This window comes from Arthrobacter sp. Rue61a (assembly GCF_000294695.2).
GTDB classification, from domain to species: domain Bacteria; phylum Actinomycetota; class Actinomycetes; order Actinomycetales; family Micrococcaceae; genus Arthrobacter; species Arthrobacter aurescens_A.
In genome coordinates, this window is sequence record NC_018531.1 from 548,686 (window position 1) to 563,983 (window position 15,298).

At 62.8% G+C, this 15,298-nt stretch carries 14 protein-coding genes; 8 read left to right on the forward strand and 6 right to left on the reverse strand.

Annotation, left to right across the window (positions count from 1 at the left end; translation table 11 throughout):
- Positions 1 to 127: 127 nt before the first annotated feature.
- From ARUE_RS02670 to ARUE_RS02685, 4 genes are read left to right on the forward strand one after another with little or no spacing between them, the layout of a single operon-like run.
- Positions 128 to 838 (forward strand): TetR/AcrR family transcriptional regulator, encoded by a 711-nt coding sequence (locus ARUE_RS02670; protein WP_043469719.1) that lies wholly within the window; start codon positions 128 to 130, stop codon positions 836 to 838.
- Positions 835 to 2,292: an MFS transporter gene (locus tag ARUE_RS02675; protein ID WP_011773320.1), complete on the forward strand. Its 1,458-nt coding sequence runs from the start codon at positions 835 to 837 to the stop codon at positions 2,290 to 2,292. Before ARUE_RS02670 ends, ARUE_RS02675 begins: the two co-directional genes overlap by 4 nt.
- 10 nt (positions 2,293 to 2,302) lie before the next feature.
- A complete protein-coding gene (locus ARUE_RS02680) occupies positions 2,303 to 3,199 on the forward strand; it encodes an SMP-30/gluconolactonase/LRE family protein (RefSeq protein WP_014920642.1) in 897 nt (298 codons plus the stop codon).
- A gap of 40 nt (positions 3,200 to 3,239) precedes the next feature.
- Positions 3,240 to 3,473, forward strand: a complete 234-nt coding sequence (locus ARUE_RS02685; RefSeq protein ID WP_011773322.1) for a DUF6480 family protein — start codon at positions 3,240 to 3,242, stop codon at positions 3,471 to 3,473.
- A 9-nt stretch (positions 3,474 to 3,482) separates the two neighbouring features.
- Here ARUE_RS02685 and ARUE_RS02690 read toward each other — a convergent pair whose 3' ends face one another.
- Positions 3,483 to 5,231 carry an L-aspartate oxidase gene (locus tag ARUE_RS02690; RefSeq protein WP_011773323.1) on the reverse strand — a complete coding sequence of 583 codons (1,749 nt, stop codon included), beginning with the start codon at positions 5,229 to 5,231 and terminating at the stop codon, positions 3,483 to 3,485.
- Positions 5,232 to 5,302: 71 nt separating this feature from the next.
- Between ARUE_RS02690 and ARUE_RS02695 the strand changes: the two genes are divergently transcribed.
- Entirely contained in the window at positions 5,303 to 6,244 is a 942-nt protein-coding gene (locus ARUE_RS02695) for a LysR family transcriptional regulator (protein WP_014920644.1), read from the forward strand.
- 6 nt (positions 6,245 to 6,250) lie between these two features.
- Here ARUE_RS02695 and ARUE_RS02700 read toward each other — a convergent pair whose 3' ends face one another.
- Positions 6,251 to 7,237 carry a malate dehydrogenase gene (locus ARUE_RS02700; protein ID WP_014920645.1) on the reverse strand — a complete coding sequence of 329 codons (987 nt, stop codon included), beginning with the start codon at positions 7,235 to 7,237 and terminating at the stop codon, positions 6,251 to 6,253.
- A 274-nt stretch (positions 7,238 to 7,511) separates the two neighbouring features.
- On the opposite strand from ARUE_RS02700, the gene ARUE_RS02705 reads away from it, so the two are divergent.
- Positions 7,512 to 8,789, forward strand: coding sequence for a flavin-containing monooxygenase (locus ARUE_RS02705; RefSeq protein WP_014920646.1), 1,278 nt, complete (start codon positions 7,512 to 7,514; stop codon positions 8,787 to 8,789).
- 188 nt (positions 8,790 to 8,977) lie between these two features.
- On the opposite strand, the gene ARUE_RS02710 is transcribed toward ARUE_RS02705, so the two are convergent.
- From ARUE_RS02710 to ARUE_RS02725, 4 genes are read right to left on the reverse strand one after another with little or no spacing between them, the layout of a single operon-like run.
- Positions 8,978 to 10,396, reverse strand: a complete 1,419-nt coding sequence (locus ARUE_RS02710; RefSeq protein WP_011773327.1) for an aspartate ammonia-lyase — start codon at positions 10,394 to 10,396, stop codon at positions 8,978 to 8,980.
- 37 nt (positions 10,397 to 10,433) lie between these two features.
- The gene (locus tag ARUE_RS02715; protein ID WP_014920647.1) at positions 10,434 to 11,591 is read right to left on the reverse strand and encodes a M20 family metallopeptidase; all 1,158 of its coding nucleotides are present in this window, start codon (positions 11,589 to 11,591) and stop codon (positions 10,434 to 10,436) included.
- Entirely contained in the window at positions 11,581 to 12,252 is a 672-nt protein-coding gene (locus ARUE_RS02720) for a DUF1028 domain-containing protein (RefSeq protein ID WP_014920648.1), read from the reverse strand. The genes ARUE_RS02715 and ARUE_RS02720 overlap by 11 nt, the downstream gene beginning before the upstream one ends.
- On the reverse strand, positions 12,249 to 12,671 hold the full coding sequence (locus tag ARUE_RS02725) for a RidA family protein (protein ID WP_011773330.1): 423 nt from the start codon (positions 12,669 to 12,671) through the stop codon (positions 12,249 to 12,251). The genes ARUE_RS02720 and ARUE_RS02725 overlap by 4 nt, the downstream gene beginning before the upstream one ends.
- Positions 12,672 to 12,804: 133 nt before the next feature.
- On the opposite strand from ARUE_RS02725, the gene ARUE_RS02730 reads away from it, so the two are divergent.
- Positions 12,805 to 13,719 (forward strand): LysR substrate-binding domain-containing protein, encoded by a 915-nt coding sequence (locus ARUE_RS02730; protein ID WP_014920649.1) that lies wholly within the window; start codon positions 12,805 to 12,807, stop codon positions 13,717 to 13,719.
- A gap of 212 nt (positions 13,720 to 13,931) precedes the next feature.
- Positions 13,932 to 15,290 (forward strand): MFS transporter, encoded by a 1,359-nt coding sequence (locus ARUE_RS02735; RefSeq protein ID WP_014920650.1) that lies wholly within the window; start codon positions 13,932 to 13,934, stop codon positions 15,288 to 15,290.
- The last annotated feature ends 8 nt before the right edge of the window (positions 15,291 to 15,298 follow it).

Below are 15,298 nucleotides of genomic sequence, written 5' to 3' on the forward strand. Positions count from 1 at the left end.
GGATGTTCTTCTATCACCGTGTGGGCTAGGTGTACGGTGTACACCTCTGTGGACCAAACACTAGGTGTACGCTGTATACCTGTCAAGGCCTAAACAGCCGTGGCTGAGTGCGAAGAAGGGAATTCCCATGACCCAGCTAGTGGAGACGCCGCGGCGGCTTCCTCTGAACCGTGACCGTGTGCTGCGCTCGGCCATTGCCCTGGCGGACACTGAGGGGATCGAAGCGCTCAGCATGCGCAGGCTGGCGCAGGAGCTCGGCGTTGTTCCCATGGCTCTCTACAAGCACGTCGCCAATAAGGAAGAACTCCTTGGCGGCATGGTGGACACCATGGTGGGCGAAATCGAAGCTCCCGTTGCGCGTGCTCCGTGGAAGTCTGCAGTCCGGCAGCGGGTCCTTTCGGCCAGGCAAGTACTCCTGCGGCACGCCTGGGCACGTCCCGTGATCGAGTCCCGCACTACCGTGACGCCTGCCGTACTCGGGTACATGGACAGCTTTGCGGGGATGTTCCTGGCCGGAGGTTTCTCTGCGGACCTCACGCACCACGTGATGCATGCCATGGGTAGCCGAATGTGGGGATTCACCCAGGAAGTCTTTGATGACCCGGCGGAACCGGGCCCGGACCAACCGGAAATGCAGGCCGCCATGGCACGGCAGATGGCGGAGAACTACCCTAGTCTCTTCAGGATCGCCGTAACGGCGGCACATGATGATGAGTCCGTGGTGGGCAGCGGCTGCGACGACCAATTCGAGTTCGAGTTTGCCCTGGACCTGCTCCTGGACGGATTCGAACGGCTCCACCGGCAGAAGTGGACATCAGACGGGGGTAATCACCGATGAGCACAGCGATTGACGACGGAGTCGGGTTCCGTTCCCGGCGTGGGCCCATTCTGATTGCGCTGATGTTGGCCACTGGGCTGGTGGCGATTGATGCCACCATTGTTGCCACGGCCGTGCCGTCCATTGTGGAGGACATCGGCGGTTTCGCCTCATTCCCGTGGCTGTTTTCGGCCTACCTGTTGGCGCAGGCAGTGTCCGTACCTGTTTACGCCAAACTCTCTGACGTCGTGGGCCGTAAGCCGATGATCCTGGGTGGAATTGGGCTCTTCCTGCTCGGCTCGATTTTGTGTGGGCTGGCCTGGAGCATGCCGGCTCTCATTGCTTTCCGTGTGCTCCAGGGACTCGGGGCGGGGGCGGTCCAGCCCGTGGCAATCACAATTGCCGGCGACATTTATACCTTGGCGGAGCGGGCAAAAGTCCAGGGATATCTGGCTAGTGTGTGGGCTGTTTCCTCGGTTGTAGGACCCACTCTGGGAGGTGTCTTCGCCTCGCTGGGAATCTGGCGGTGGATCTTCCTGATCAACATCCCGCTGTGCCTGCTGGCGGGATGGATGCTCCTCCGCACTTTCCACGAGAACGTGGAGCGGACCAAGCACCGCATCGATTACTTGGGAGCGGGGCTGCTGACCATTTCGTTGAGCCTGCTGATCCTCGGGGCCCTTCAGGGCGGCCAAGCATGGGCTTGGGACTCGACGATCAGCATCTGCGTTTTTGCCGGCGGAGCCGTGTTGTTCGTTGCTTTTCTCTTGGTGGAAAGGAAGGTTGCGGAGCCGATCCTGCCACCGTGGGTGGTCTCCCGCAGGCTGCTGGCCACCACGGCGATGATCTCTTTCGGCGTTGGTGCAGTCATGCTCGGGCTGACAACGTACGTCCCCACGTTCTTGGAGGGGTCGCTGAAGACTTCACCCCTTCTGGCTGGCCTGGCCTTGGCAGCGTTGACCATCGGCTGGCCCATCAGTGCGTCGCAAGCCGGCCGGCTCTATCTTCGCATCGGATTTCGGAACACTGCCAGCATCGGCATCGCGATCACGGTGATCGGCGCAGCCGTCCTCGCCCTCACCGCGTCCACGCCCAGTATCCTGCTCGTGGCCATGGCTTGCTTCATTGTTGGGCTCGGACTCGGGCTCGTGGCAACGCCGAGCCTTATCGCCGCGCAAACCAGCGTGGAATGGAATGAGCGCGGCGTAGTCACGGGCACCAACCTCTTTGCGCGTTCAATCGGCAGCTCCATTGGCGTGGCTGTTTTCGGTGCCATCGCCAACGCCATCTATGCCAGCAGCCCTAGTGGTGGTCCCGATCCGGAAACTACTACGCACGCGTCCTCGGCCGTTTTCCTGGCGGTGCTCGTCAGCGCCGTCCTCACTGTGGTGGCGGTTCTTGTGATGCCCGCCGACCGAAAGCGCAGCAGCGATGCACCGGCACGGGAGCCCAGCTCGGAACCTGCCAACGACTAGTCTCGAACACATGGAAGAACTGATCACCGGCCCCTTGGAAAAGTTGTTCGAAGGCACCGTGTGGGCGGAGGGCCCTGTTTGGGTTCCGCAGTCACAGACCGTTCGCTGGAGCGACATCCCCAATAACAGGATCCTCGAGTTCACGCCCGCCACCGGCGCGACCAGCGAGTATGCCACCGGCGTCGAATACACCAACGGGCGCACGCTGGACCGCGACGGTAGCGTGGTGCAGTGCAGCCACGGCCGCAGGCGCGTTGAGCGGGACCACGACGGCGTGGTGACGCCGATCGTTGAAGCGTTCGGTGAGCATCGGCTCAACTCGCCCAACGATGTTGTGGTGGCCGGGGATGGCACGGTCTGGTTTACCGATCCTCCCTACGGAATCCTGCCGGGAACGGTGGAAGGACATGAGGGCGAACAGGAGTACGGCGGCTGCTACGTGTTCCGCTTCGACCCGGAAACGCAGGAACTGACTCCGGTGGTCACGGATTTGGTCCACCCTAATGGCCTTGCGTTTTCACCGGACGAATCCCTTCTGTACGTGGCTGACACGGCGGGCCGGGGCCACGGAGTGCCGTTCCGGATCGCTGCCTATCCGGTTGAGGCTGGAGCATGTGGACAGGGTTGGACGTTCGTTGAACTCGAGGACGACGCGGCTTCGGACGGGTTCCGGGTGGACGTGGAAGGCCGGGTGTGGACGTCGGCGGGCTCGTCAGTGCGCGTGTATGCCCCCGATGGCAGCCTGCTGACCGCCGTCGAGATTCCGGAAAGGGTCTCCAATCTCTGCTTCGGCGGGGCTGATGGTCGGGATCTCTACATCACTGCCACCACGTCCCTCTACCGGCTGCGGACCTCGACGCGGGATGCGGCCCAAAGGGACCTAGGCCCGGGCACCCCGGCCCTATAACCTTGACTCAGCACCACGCACTGCGATCGAGGGAGTGAACGTGTCCGGAAGCAACCCCGACCCGTACGAGGACAAGATCACCGGCCTGGAGCCGGGTGGGGGAGTGCCCCCTGGTGAGACACCCCCCGGCGAAGCATCAACAGCCGGTCCCCAAGGCCACGACGAGGGCGGCCCCAGGAAGGGCACTCAGGTTTTCTGGTTGGCTGCCATCGGTGCCGGCGTGCTGCTCACGCTGCTGTTCTTCATCGGCTACATCGTGGGATTCTTCGACTAGATCTCCCTTTTACTCGACGAGCTTCCCAGCGACGGAGTCGTCCGCGTTGGCCTGGGCCAGGGCTCGGAAGGAATCCGGAGCGGGCGGCAGGCTTTCGAAGCTGACGCCTTCATCTGTTGACCAGACAAAGTTCCCCTGCAGCGAGGGATCTGCCGTCGGGAAGTCAGCACGGTTGTGGGCGCCGCGGGTTTCGCGGCGTTCAAGGGCGCACTCAAGGGTGGCTCGTGCTGCCAGCAGGGAGCCGAGAAGGTCGTAGGCGTGGGCCAGGTCATCGAACCCTGCGATGTCCGGGTGGGCGGTAACGAGCTGGGCGCGTTCCTCCAAAGCGGTCAGCTTAGCGAGTCCTTGTTCCAGTCCCTGTTCGGTGCGCACCACCCCGGCGTGTTCGGTCATGAGGTTGCGTAGTTCGCGCTGCAGCCGCCGTGCCGACTCTGTTCCGCGGTCACTGAGCAGTGACTGCATTTCCCCGCGGGCTATTCCCACAGCGGCGGGATCCCGGACGATATGGGTACGCGAATGGACGTAGTCGGCCACATGCTCGCCGGTAATACGTCCGTAGACGAGGAGCTCAATCAGTGAATTGCCGCCGAGGCGGTTGGCGCCGTGCAGCCCGGAGGATGCCTCGCCGATTGCGTAGAGGCCGTTCACTCCCGTTCCGTGGTCCTCCGGTGCAACCCAGACCCCGCCCATCGAGTAATGAGCGGTGGGCGCAATTTCGATTTTGGTGGTGGTGATGTCCAGCATCTGCAGGTCGATCATGGTGCGGTAGACCCGTGGCAGCTTTTCCATGATGGTTTCCCGTGGCAGGTGGGAGACGTCCAGGTAAACGCCGCCCTTCTCGGTCCCGCGACCTTCGGCGACCTCGGTGAATGCGGCCAGCGCAACCCGGTCACGGGTGGAAAGTTCCATGCGTTCGGGATCGTAGCGTTCCATGAAGCGCTCACCGAGGCCGTTGGTGAGGATGCCTCCTTCTCCGCGCGCTGCCTCGGAGACCAACGTACCGGCCGCGTCGTCGGGCTCCAACAGGCCGGAAGGGTGGAACTGAACCAGCTCGGCGTCGCGGATCCGCGCTCCGGCCAGGGCGGCCAGCCGGAAGGAGTCCCCGGTGTTCTCATCGCGCCGGGACGATGTGTGCCGCCAGATGCGGGTATGTCCGCCTGCGGCCAGGATCACCGCATCGGCGTGGATCTGCACCGGGGTGCCGTCCACGATGTCGAATCCATATGCGCCGAAGACGGTGCCGTCAGCGACGAGCAACCGTGTGATGTAGACGGTGTCGATGATTGGCACGTTCAACTCTGCGGCCCGGCGCATCAGCGTGCGCTGGATCTCCAAGCCGGTGTAGTCCCCTGCGTAAGCCGTGCGGCGATATTTGTGGGCGCCGAAGAAGCGCTGTGAGATGCGGCCATCCTCCTCCCGGGCGAACGGCATGCCCCACTGTTCAAGGTCCTCGATACCGCGGGCCGCGTTGCGGGCTACTGTCTCGACGATGGACGGGTCGGCCAGGAAATAGGACTCCCGCAAGGTGTCGGCGGCGTGCTGTTGCCAGCTGTCCTCGGGATCCATCGTGCCCAAAGCAGCGTTGATGCCACCGGCGGCCAGGCTCGTGTGGGCGTCATGCTTGCGACGCTTACCCACGGCCAGCACCTGCACCCCCTGTTGGGCGAGTTCAATTGACGCGCGCAGGCCGGCGCCGCCAGTGCCGATGACCAGCACGGAGGTAGACATAAGGCGTTCTGGAATGGTGTTGAGGTTCATGCTGTCAACGCTAGAAGGAGCCGCATCATGTATCCAATGAATTGTTCGAGTGAAGTTGATGCATTTATGCTATGACCATGAAGCTAGAGCAGTTACGCTCCTTCGAGGCGATCGCCCGAGTGGGCCATTTCACACGCGCGGCCGAGCAACTGTTTCTCGCGCAACCTTCTCTCAGCAGGCAGATCGCAGCTCTTGAGGCCGATCTAGGAATGGCTCTTTTCCACCGCGGACCGTCCGGGGCGACCCTGACGAACGCGGGGGAGCTCCTCCTGCCCATCGCCCGGCGCATGCTCGGTGACGCGCAGACGGCACGGGAGCAGATGAACGAGCTTGCAGGTTTGCGCCGGGGCCGCATCCGCCTGGGCGCCCCACCTACCCTGTGCGTCTCACTGGTGGCTGACGTACTGGCCTCTTTCCGAAGCGCGCATCCCGGAGTGGAATTGCACATCACTGAAGGCGGCTCCCGTTTCCTGGTGGATGCCCTCAATGAAAGCGCACTGGACCTGGCTCTGGTGGTCACCCGTGGAACGGACCCCGCCGTGCAGGGCACTGAACTGATTCCGTTGCTGACCGAGGAACTGGTGGTTGTTTCCGCCGCCGGAGCGGCTTCGCCGGAAGAACTCACCCTGGAAGAGTTGGCGCGCATTCCGCAAGTGGCTTTCAACCGTAGCTATGATCTGCGGATGGCCACCGAGGCTGCGTTCTCCGCCAGCGGCTTGGAACCTGTGATCGCCGTGGAAGGCGCCGAGATGGACGCCGTGCTGCGCTTCGTGGAAAGGGGACTGGGCGTGGCGGTGGTGCCGGCAATGGTCGTCATCGGCCGGCCCGGACTGCGCAGCGCCCGCCTGGTCAATCCCTCGCTGTCACGCACCGTCAACCTGGCCCGGCGCAACGACATTGGACCATCAGCAGCCGCAGCAGCAATGCAGGAGTTCATCTTCAGCACAGTGGATCGACTAGCGGCGCCCGGCACCGACCTTGCACTGCTGGTCACGCCAACAGCACGTCACTGACGGTCATCAGATCAGGCCGAGTTCCGCCACGGCGGCGCGCTCGTCGAAAAGCTCAGCGGCTGTAGCGTCCATCTTCCTGCGGCTGAAGTCGTTCACTTCCAGTCCTTCAACAATTTCCCAGTTTCCGCCTGAGGTAGTTACTGGGTATGAATACATGAGACCTTCGGGCACCCCATATGATCCGTCGGACGCAACGGCCATCGAAACCCAATCGCCCTCGGGGGTGCCGAGCAGCCAGTCGCGGGCTGCGTCGATGGTTGCCGACGCTGCCGATGCCGCAGAGGACGCGCCCCGGGCCTCGATGATCGCTGCGCCTCGCCCGGCAACCGTGGGGATGAATTCGTTCTCTATCCAGTCCTGATCGTTCACCACCTCCGCCGCGTTTCTGCCGGCGACTTCTGCGTGGAAGATGTCCGGATACTGCGTTGCAGAATGATTCCCCCAGACGGTCATCTTGCGGATATCTCCGACCCTGGCGTGGGTTTTTGCAGCGAGCTGTCCTATGGCGCGGTTGTGATCCAGCCGGGTCAGGGCGCTGAATCGCGAGGCCGGGATGTCCGGGGCGTTGCTCATCGCAATCAAGGCGTTGGTGTTGGCCGGATTGCCCGTCACGCCAATACGGACGTCGTCGGCCGCGACCCGGTTCAGGGCCTTGCCTTGTGCCGTGAAAATATCACCATTGGCGCTGAGAAGGTCGCCGCGCTCCATGCCCTTGGAACGCGGACGGGCGCCAACGAGTAAGGCAAGGTTGACGCCGTCGAAAATATGGTCGGCGTCGTCGCCGATTTCCACCGAGTCGAGCGCGGGAAACGCGCAGTCGTCGAGCTCCATGACAACACCCTCAAGTGCCTTCAACGCGGGCGTGATCTCCAGGAGCCGGAGTTGCACTGGACTATCGCCACCGAACAGGGCACCGCTGGCGATCCGGAACAGGAGGCTATAGCCGATCTGGCCAGCCGCGCCAGTCACAGCGATCTTGATGGGACTGCTCACGTGAGTTTCTCCTTATCGATGTGAGGTCGATGGGCTTTGCAAGCTGTATGTCATGGTGCCACAGAGCAGTGGGTCCCAGTACCGGCGGGTACAGCTTCATCACAATTTCCGATGTTGTTTCGCGGTTTTATTCGCTATGCAGATGCACTTCGGGCGCGTGAGAATGAATTAACCGTCACAGAAAAAGGGCCACAGCGCCCCTCATTCCAGCCGATGCTCCCAACGACGGGAGCCATCTATGCGCGCTGTGACCTTTCGCCAAATAGGAGATCACATGTCAATCCAAGAGGTTGAGGTCCTCGTCGTCGGCGCGGGCCAGGCCGGGGTAGCGATGAGCGAGCACCTGAGCGAGCGGGGAATTCCCCACATCGTCCTGGAACGCCACCGTATCGCCGAGCGGTGGCGTTCCATGAGGTGGGATTCCCTGGTTGCCAACGGCCCCGCCTGGCACGACCGTTTCCCGGGCCTGGAATTCACCGACACCGAGCCCGGCTCGTTCCCCTCCAAGGAACAGGTCGCCGACTACTTCGTGGCGTACGCCCAGAAGATTGGGGCGCCCATCCGTTGCGGTGTTGAGGTGACTTCCGTGCGCAGGAACGTCGGTGCGCCGGGCTTCCATGTGCAAACGTCCGATGGCGAGTTCAACGCCCGCTACGTCGTAGCTGCCACCGGGCCGTTCCAGCGGCCGGTGATCCCCGCCGTCGTTCCCGAAACCGCCGGACTGATGCAAATGCACTCGAGCTCCTACCGCAACCCTGGCCAGTTGCCGGAAGGTGCCGTGCTGGTGGTCGGGGCAGGGTCCTCGGGCGTGCAGATCGCCGCGGAAATCCAGCGTTCAGGCCGCCAGGTCTTCCTCTCAGTTGGGCCACATGACCGCCCGCCGCGGAACTACCGCGGCCGGGACTTCTGCTGGTGGCTCGGAGTGCTCGGCAAGTGGGACGCCTCCACTCCCGCTGCGGGCGCCGAACATGTGACTATCGCAGTCAGCGGGGCGGACGGCGGCCACACGGTCGATTTCCGCGCGCTCGCAGAGAACGGGATCAAGCTCGTGGGACGGACCACGGCGTTCGATAACGGAACCATGCGTTTCGCGGATGACCTCCGTACCAACATCGCAAACGGCGACGCACACTACCTGGAGTTGCTCGACGAAGCCGACGCGTACGTTGAACGCAACGGCTTGGACCTCCCCGAAGAACCCGAGGCCCGCTTCCTGCGACCCGATCCGGAGAGCCTTACCAACCCCATCCGCGAGCTCGATCTCGCAAGTGCCGGAATCACGTCCATCGTGTGGGCAACAGGCTTCGCAGTGGACTACAGCTGGCTGCAAGTGGACGCGTTTGATGACAAGGGAAAACCCCTCCAGCAACGCGGTGTGTCCACCGAACCCGGCGTCTATTTCCTGGGCTTGCCGTGGCAGTCACGCCGAGGCTCCAGCTTCATCTGGGGTGTCTGGCACGACGCCAAGTACGTTGCCGACCAGATCACCATCCAGCGGAGCTACCTGGTCCACAACGAACAGGACGCGCTGGTGGCGAGCGGCGCCGTCTGACTGGGGGGACAAGCACAGTAAAGGGACCATGCCACATCGGCATGGTCCCTTTGCCGTGTCCAACGCCGCGCTTTGCTGGCGCACGCCCGGCTTTGCTGACGCACGCCCGGCTTTGCTGACGCACGACAAAGGGCCCGACGTCGGCACTCGCGTGAGTGCCGACGTCGGGCCTTGCGGGGTTGGTGACGTCAGCCGAGCCCTGCCAGCGACGTGGCCGAAAGAGCCGCCTCCATTTTCTGCGAGTCAAGCAGCCCGCGCTCAATCACCAATTCGGCAATTCCCCGATGGGACGCGAGAGCCTCCTTGGCCAGTTCGGCTGCAGCGGCGTACCCGATCAGTGGTGCCAAGCCGGTGACCACGCTGATCGATTCGACCATCCGTTGCTGCAGCAGCTGCGTATTCGCGGTGATGCCGTCCACGCAGTGCGTCCGGAGTTGGCGGCAGGCCACGGTGAGCCATGCGATCGACTCAAGCAAAGCGTCAGCAATGACCGGCTCGAAAGCATTGAGCTGGAGCTGCCCCGCCTCCACGGCCATGGTCACGGTCGCATCGGCGCCGATCACCCGGAAGGCAACCTGGTTGACCATTTCCGGGATGACCGGATTGACCTTCCCGGGCATGATGGAGGACCCGGCCTGCACTGCGGGCAACGAAATCTCCCCGAAGCCCGTCTGCGGACCCGAAGAGAGCAAGCGGAGGTCGTTGCAGATCTTGGAGAGCTTCACCGCTGCCCTCTTCAAGACACCGGACACGAGCATGAAGACGCCAGTATCACTGGTGGCCTCCACGAGGTTTGTCGCGGAGGTGAGCTGCATGCCGGTAATGGAACTGAGCTCACTGATCACAGCTTCCCGGTAGCCGGGGGAAGCGGTGATGCCGGTGCCGATGGCCGTGGCTCCAAGGTTGGACTCCCGCAAGTGGGGAAGGAGTTCAAGGAGCCGGTGGCCGTCTTCACGAAGGGTGTCGGCGAAGGCCCCGAACTCCTGTCCCATGGACATCGGAACAGCGTCCTGCAGTTGGGTGCGACCCACTTTGATGATGCCGGCGAACTCCGTTGCTTTGGCATCAAATGCTTGGATGAGCTGTGCGTGCTCCGCACAGAACGCCGAGATTTCCCGCTGCAGGGCAATCTTGATGGCCGTCGGATAGACATCGTTGGTGGATTGGCTGCGATTCACGTCATCAATGGGGTGCAATGCAGAGTAGTCGCCCTTACGTTGACCCATCAGCTCCAGCGCGCGGTTGGCAATGACCTCGTTGGCGTTCATGTTGGTGCTGGTCCCGGCTCCGCCTTGGATGGTGTCCACCACAAACTGGTTATCCAAGAGGCCATCCATGACTTCCAAGGAAGCCTTTTGGATGGCCGAGGATTTTTCCGGATCGAGCAGGCCCAAGCTTTCGTTTGCACGTGCTGCGGAGTATTTCACGGCCCCCAGGCTCCAGATGAGGGAACGCAGGGTGCCGATGGTTCGTCCGCTGACGGGGAAATTGTCCACCGCCCGTAGAGTACTGATGCCCCAGTAGGAAGCCTCGGGAACGTCAGCGTCCCCGAGGCTGTCATGCTCCCGCCGTGTTCCCGGGAGGGGAGAAGATGATTGTTGTGTCATGGTCCTGTTCCTGGAAGTGCAGTCATGGAATACCCGGCTACGTTGCCAGGTAGTCCAGCGCCGTGAGTGCCAAGGCGGCTGCGCCGTCGTGAATGGCAAGGTTGGCTGCGTCACCGACGCAATGCGCGGCGAACTCGGGTTGGTGGTTTGCTGCCGGGAAGCAGCCGAGTCCTATATAGGGGTGGATGGCCGGCACCACTTGGGACACATTGCCCATGTCTGTTGACGCCCGGTTCATGGTGGCTTGCTCCGGCGGTGCGTTGAAGTCACGGCCGAGAGTCTCCGCGTGCCGCACGTACAGCTCAAGTGCCCGCAGGTCCGTACGGAACTCCGAATAGGGCTCCGATTCCGCGGTAACCGACAACTCGCAGCCGGACGCCAAGGCCCCGGCCTCGAAGCACCGGTGAACGCGCTCCTCAAGCTCGCCCAACAGGGCAAGTGACTCGGCACGGACGTACCAGCGGCCTTCCGTTTTCTCAGGGATGGCGTTGGGGGCTTCGCCGCCCCGGGTCTGAATCCCATGGACACGGGTACCCGCCGGCAGTTGTTGGCGGAGGAGGCCCAACGCCACCTGGGCAACAATAAAGGCGTCGTTGGCATTGACTCCCTGATCGGGATAAGCAGCAGCATGAGCGGACTTGCCCCTGTACTCCACGTGGTTGTGGGCCACGGCGTACGGACGGGCTTCAGCGGAGTCCACAGGGCTGGGATGCGCCATCATGGCCAGATCCAAGCCCTGGAAGGCGCCTCTCTTGAGCAACTCGATTTTCCCCCCGCCGCCTTCCTCGGCGGGCGTCCCGTACAGTTCCACCGTCAGATCACGCTCGGCGGCGAACTGCGCCAAGGCCACAGCGGCACCGCACGAGATGGCCGTGATGATGTTGTGGCCACAGGCGTGGCCGAGACCTGGAAGTGCGTCGTACTCAGCCATGAGCCCAACGCGGCGGGAGCCCGTTCCGAAGACCGCACGGATCGCCGTGGGGAAGCCCAAGTACTCCCTTTCCACCTCAAAGCCATGGGCGGTCAGATAGTCGGCGGTCCAGGCGGCGGCGCGATGTTCCTGCCAGCCCAGCTCCGGGTTGGCGTGCAGGGTCTCCGAGAGCCGAACCAGGGAAGGCTGCTGGACGGTCACGGAACCCAGCACCCGGTCGCGTTGGACAGCCGGAGCCGAGGTGGTTGCCGGTTCAGCGCTCATCGCCGGCCACCCCATAGCTGACGGAAGCGGCGGGGTCCAGGCCGCGGACCACGTAGTCCTGCCGCTGCGGAAGCCACACTTCCAGCAGTTCCCCCAGTTCAGCGATCGGATCCTCATGCCAGTCCACACGGAGGTCAGTGTCGCGCCAGCCGTGTCCGGACACCACCGAGATACCCGCTGAGCGCACAGGTCCGGCCTCGCCGCCTGCTGCCTCAGCGGCTCGCAGGGCAGCCATCAGGCGCACTTCCAGTTCGCCTTTGGCGCCTTCGAACGCGTCGCACAGGGCCTGGGCAACGCCCGGATGCGCCAGCATATTGCCGGCAGCCACGCTGTTCGCACCCCGTCCTTCGCCGAACGAGCCAAGGGTATGCGCGCCGCTGAACACGGCGGATCCACCCTTGGCGTCCAGAACCACCAGTTGCCGATAGTCCACGGCGGGTGATTCCTGTACGACGGCGTCAATCGCCTCTTGCGCGGAATATCCGGCTTGCATTCGGTCCAGCAGCGCTGTTCCCAGTCGAGGATCGGTGATGTTCTGGGAGCTGACGGCGCCGATTCCGTCACGCAGATGCGCACAGCGGGCTGCAACGGCGGGGGAGGACGAGGAGACCGCTATGCCTAATCTGCCGTGGCTGTCGGTTGCGGCAATACTGAACGTCACTGCTGTGCCTCCGTGGAGAGCACTGCGGTGGCGTCGATTTCCACGAGCCACTCCGGGCGGGCCAAGGCCTGGACAACGATGCCGGTGGACACGGGGAACACTCCCTTGAGCCAGCGCCCCATGGTGCGGTAGACGGTCTCACGGTAGCGAGGATCGATGAGGTAGACGGTCACCTTGACGATGTCCTCCAGGCTGCTTCCGGCCTCCTTGAGCAACATGTCGATGTTGGCCATGGCCTTTTCCGTTTGGGCTTCAACGTCGCCAATGCCCACAGACTCGCGCGTCTCCAGGTCCTGTCCGATCTGGCCCCGAAGGTAAACCACGCCATTGGCCACAACGGCCTGGCAAAGATCGTTATCCAGGTTCTGCTCCGGGTAGGTCTCTTTCGTGTTGAACGTACGGATACGCTGGTGCTTCATGTCGCAGCTTGCCTTTCAGTCCTGTTAGCCGGGTGCTCGTATCCTTCAGCTTCCTGCGGCGCGTTAAATCTGTCCAACAGTTCTTTTAGAACGATTGCATCGACTTTTCTGATGCAGGGTGTACTCTCGTGGCATGGATGTGACCCTCACGCAGTTGCGCTATTTCGTGGAAGCGGCAGCCCAGTTGTCCATGACAGGTGCGGCCGTCCGCCTGAATGTTGCCCAATCGGCAGTTTCGGCTGCGATTGCCCAGCTGGAGCGCCACGTAGGCACGCAGTTCTTCATCAGGCAGCGCTCCAAGGGCCTGGTGCTCACGCCGGCAGGGGAGCTCTTCGTCAGGGACGCGCAGGCGATCCTCGCGCAGGTTGAGGAGAGCGTTGACCACGCACGCGGAGAGCACCAGAGTGTCTCCGGTCGGATCCGCATAGCCTGCTTCAGCACGCTTGCGCCTTTCCTGCTTCCCGGTGTCCTGACCAAACTGCGGGAAGATCACCCCGCACTTGTAGCTGAAGTCATCGAGACCGATACTGCGGGCTGCATCGCCGCTTTGCTCAGCGGGCAGGCGGACTTGGCGCTGTGCTACGACCTGGACCTTCCCGAAGCGATAGCCCGTTCCGTGGTGGATGCCGTTCGGCCTTATGTGGCACTGCCGCCAAACCACAAACTGGCAGGATCAAAGACCGTTCAACTGTCCGCACTGAGCGGCGAACCCTTTGTGTTGCTGGACTTGCCCCACACCCGTGACCTCATGATGTCCATCGCCAGGCTGGGTGGCCAGGAGCCGGACATCAGGTTCCGATCGGCCAGCTATGAAACGGTGCGCACTTTCGTGGCGCGCGGCCTCGGCTATTCCATCCTTCACCAGCGGCCACAGCACCAGTTGACCTACGACGGCGGCCAGCTGGCCGCCGTCGAAATCCGCGACGACGTGCCGGAATTGAAGACAGTTCTGGCGCACTTGAAGTCCCACCGCCCCACGGCGAGGGTGCGGGCGGTAGCGCAAGCAGTCAGGCATCAGATCGTCGCCGCCCGCTCGGCGCGAAGCTAGGTCCGGTTCCCGCTGCATCTGTTCAACAGATGCAATTGGTGTTAAAAATCTATTCGACAGATCACAGTTCCGCGCTCGAAAATGGTTATACCAGCAATCGAGCGTGATCCACATCACGTGCCCTGGTGGCGCAGTCTCAGGTCGGTCAACGTCGACCGCCACAGGCTCGCTCTCCCCATCCCAGCATCGGATCTTTTCCTCCAGGAGGAACTGTGAACACCAATAACATCGAGGGGCAGATCAGCAGAAAGGGTTTGCGCACCAGTGTTGCCGCCGGTTCCATCGGCGTCTTTGTCCACTGGTTCGAATGGGCTATTTACGCCTACCTTGCGTCCACCATCGCCGTGGTCTTCTTCCCCCAACAAGACAGCACAGCGGCCCTGCTGTCAGTTTTTTCCGTCTTCGCCATCAGCTTCGGCGTCCGTCCCCTGGGCGCACTGATCTTCGGAACCCTCGGCGACAGGATCGGCCGCAAGAAGACGCTGTCAATCGTGATTCTCTCCATGAGCGGTGCCACGCTGGTGGTCGGGCTACTGCCCACTTACGACGCCATCGGCCTGTGGGCGCCTATCCTGCTTGTGGCCGCCCGGGTGGTCCAAGGCCTCGCAGCAGGCGGTGAGTTCGGAAGCGCGGCCGCCTTCCTGGCCGAGTACTCACCCAGGAAGCACCGTGGATTCGGCGTCAGCTGGCTCGAATTCGGAAGCCTCCTCGGTTTCCTGGCGGCCTCGCTGGTGGTCTTCGTGCTCTCCAGCGCCATGGACGCACAAGCCATTGCCGGCGGTGGCTGGCGCATTCCCTTCCTGATCGCAGTTCCCCTGGGTGTCATCGGCTTCTACATCCGGTCCAAGATTGAAGACACTCCGGAATTCCGTTCCCTGGAGGAGCTGGGCAACGTCCCGCAGAGCCCCGTCAAGGAAGTCTTCACCAAACACCGCAAGCAGCTGCTTCAGATGAGCGGCTTGGAGATCATGATGCACGTTACCTTCTACGTGGTGCTGGTCTACCTCCTGACCTATCAGGAGAAAGTGCTGGGTTTCGACGCCGGAACAGCCGCGCTGCTTTCCACGGCGGCTTCTGTGGCGGGCCTGATTCTCGTACCGTTAGTGGGCGCGCTGTCCGACAGGATCGGCAGAAAGCCGCTCCTGATCACTGCCGCCGTTTCACTGGTGGTACTGGCGTACCCCTTGTTCCTGGTCATGCAGACCGGCACAGCCTGGGCTGGCATCGTCAGCACCATCGGACTGGGCGTCATCCTGGCCCTCATCCTTGGAGTTCATGCGGCAGCAGCTGCCGAGCTCTTCCCCACCCGAACACGGCAGACCGGGCTCTCTATCGCCTACAGCGTCACCGCGGCCATCTTCGCCGGAACCGTCCCGTACGTCCTGACCTGGCTCATTGCGCAGACAGGAAACGACATGATGCCAGCCTTCTACCTGATTCTGGTGGGCCTTGTAGGACTTGCTGCTGTGCTGAGCATGAAGGAAAGCAAAGGCAAGAACCTGATGGACGAGGAAGAACTGCACTCGGCGGGAACCCCGTCCCGGGCAACGCAGGGCGTGGCGCACACGTAGACACACAC

Bases quoted from the DNA above. Each gene is read 5' to 3' on its own strand.
- ARUE_RS02670 (WP_043469719.1), top strand. From the start codon at position 128: ATGACCCAGCTAGTGGAGACGCCGCGGCGGCTTCCTCTGAACCGTGAC.
- ARUE_RS02675 (WP_011773320.1), top strand. From the start codon at position 835: ATGAGCACAGCGATTGACGACGGAGTCGGGTTCCGTTCCCGGCGTGGG.
- ARUE_RS02680 (WP_014920642.1), top strand. From the start codon at position 2,303: ATGGAAGAACTGATCACCGGCCCCTTGGAAAAGTTGTTCGAAGGCACC.
- ARUE_RS02690 (WP_011773323.1), bottom strand. From the start codon at position 5,231: ATGAACCTCAACACCATTCCAGAACGCCTTATGTCTACCTCCGTGCTG.
- ARUE_RS02695 (WP_014920644.1), top strand. From the start codon at position 5,303: ATGACCATGAAGCTAGAGCAGTTACGCTCCTTCGAGGCGATCGCCCGA.
- ARUE_RS02705 (WP_014920646.1), top strand. From the start codon at position 7,512: ATGTCAATCCAAGAGGTTGAGGTCCTCGTCGTCGGCGCGGGCCAGGCC.
- ARUE_RS02710 (WP_011773327.1), bottom strand. From the start codon at position 10,396: ATGACACAACAATCATCTTCTCCCCTCCCGGGAACACGGCGGGAGCAT.
- ARUE_RS02715 (WP_014920647.1), bottom strand. From the start codon at position 11,591: ATGAGCGCTGAACCGGCAACCACCTCGGCTCCGGCTGTCCAACGCGAC.
- ARUE_RS02725 (WP_011773330.1), bottom strand. From the start codon at position 12,671: ATGAAGCACCAGCGTATCCGTACGTTCAACACGAAAGAGACCTACCCG.
- ARUE_RS02730 (WP_014920649.1), top strand. From the start codon at position 12,805: ATGGATGTGACCCTCACGCAGTTGCGCTATTTCGTGGAAGCGGCAGCC.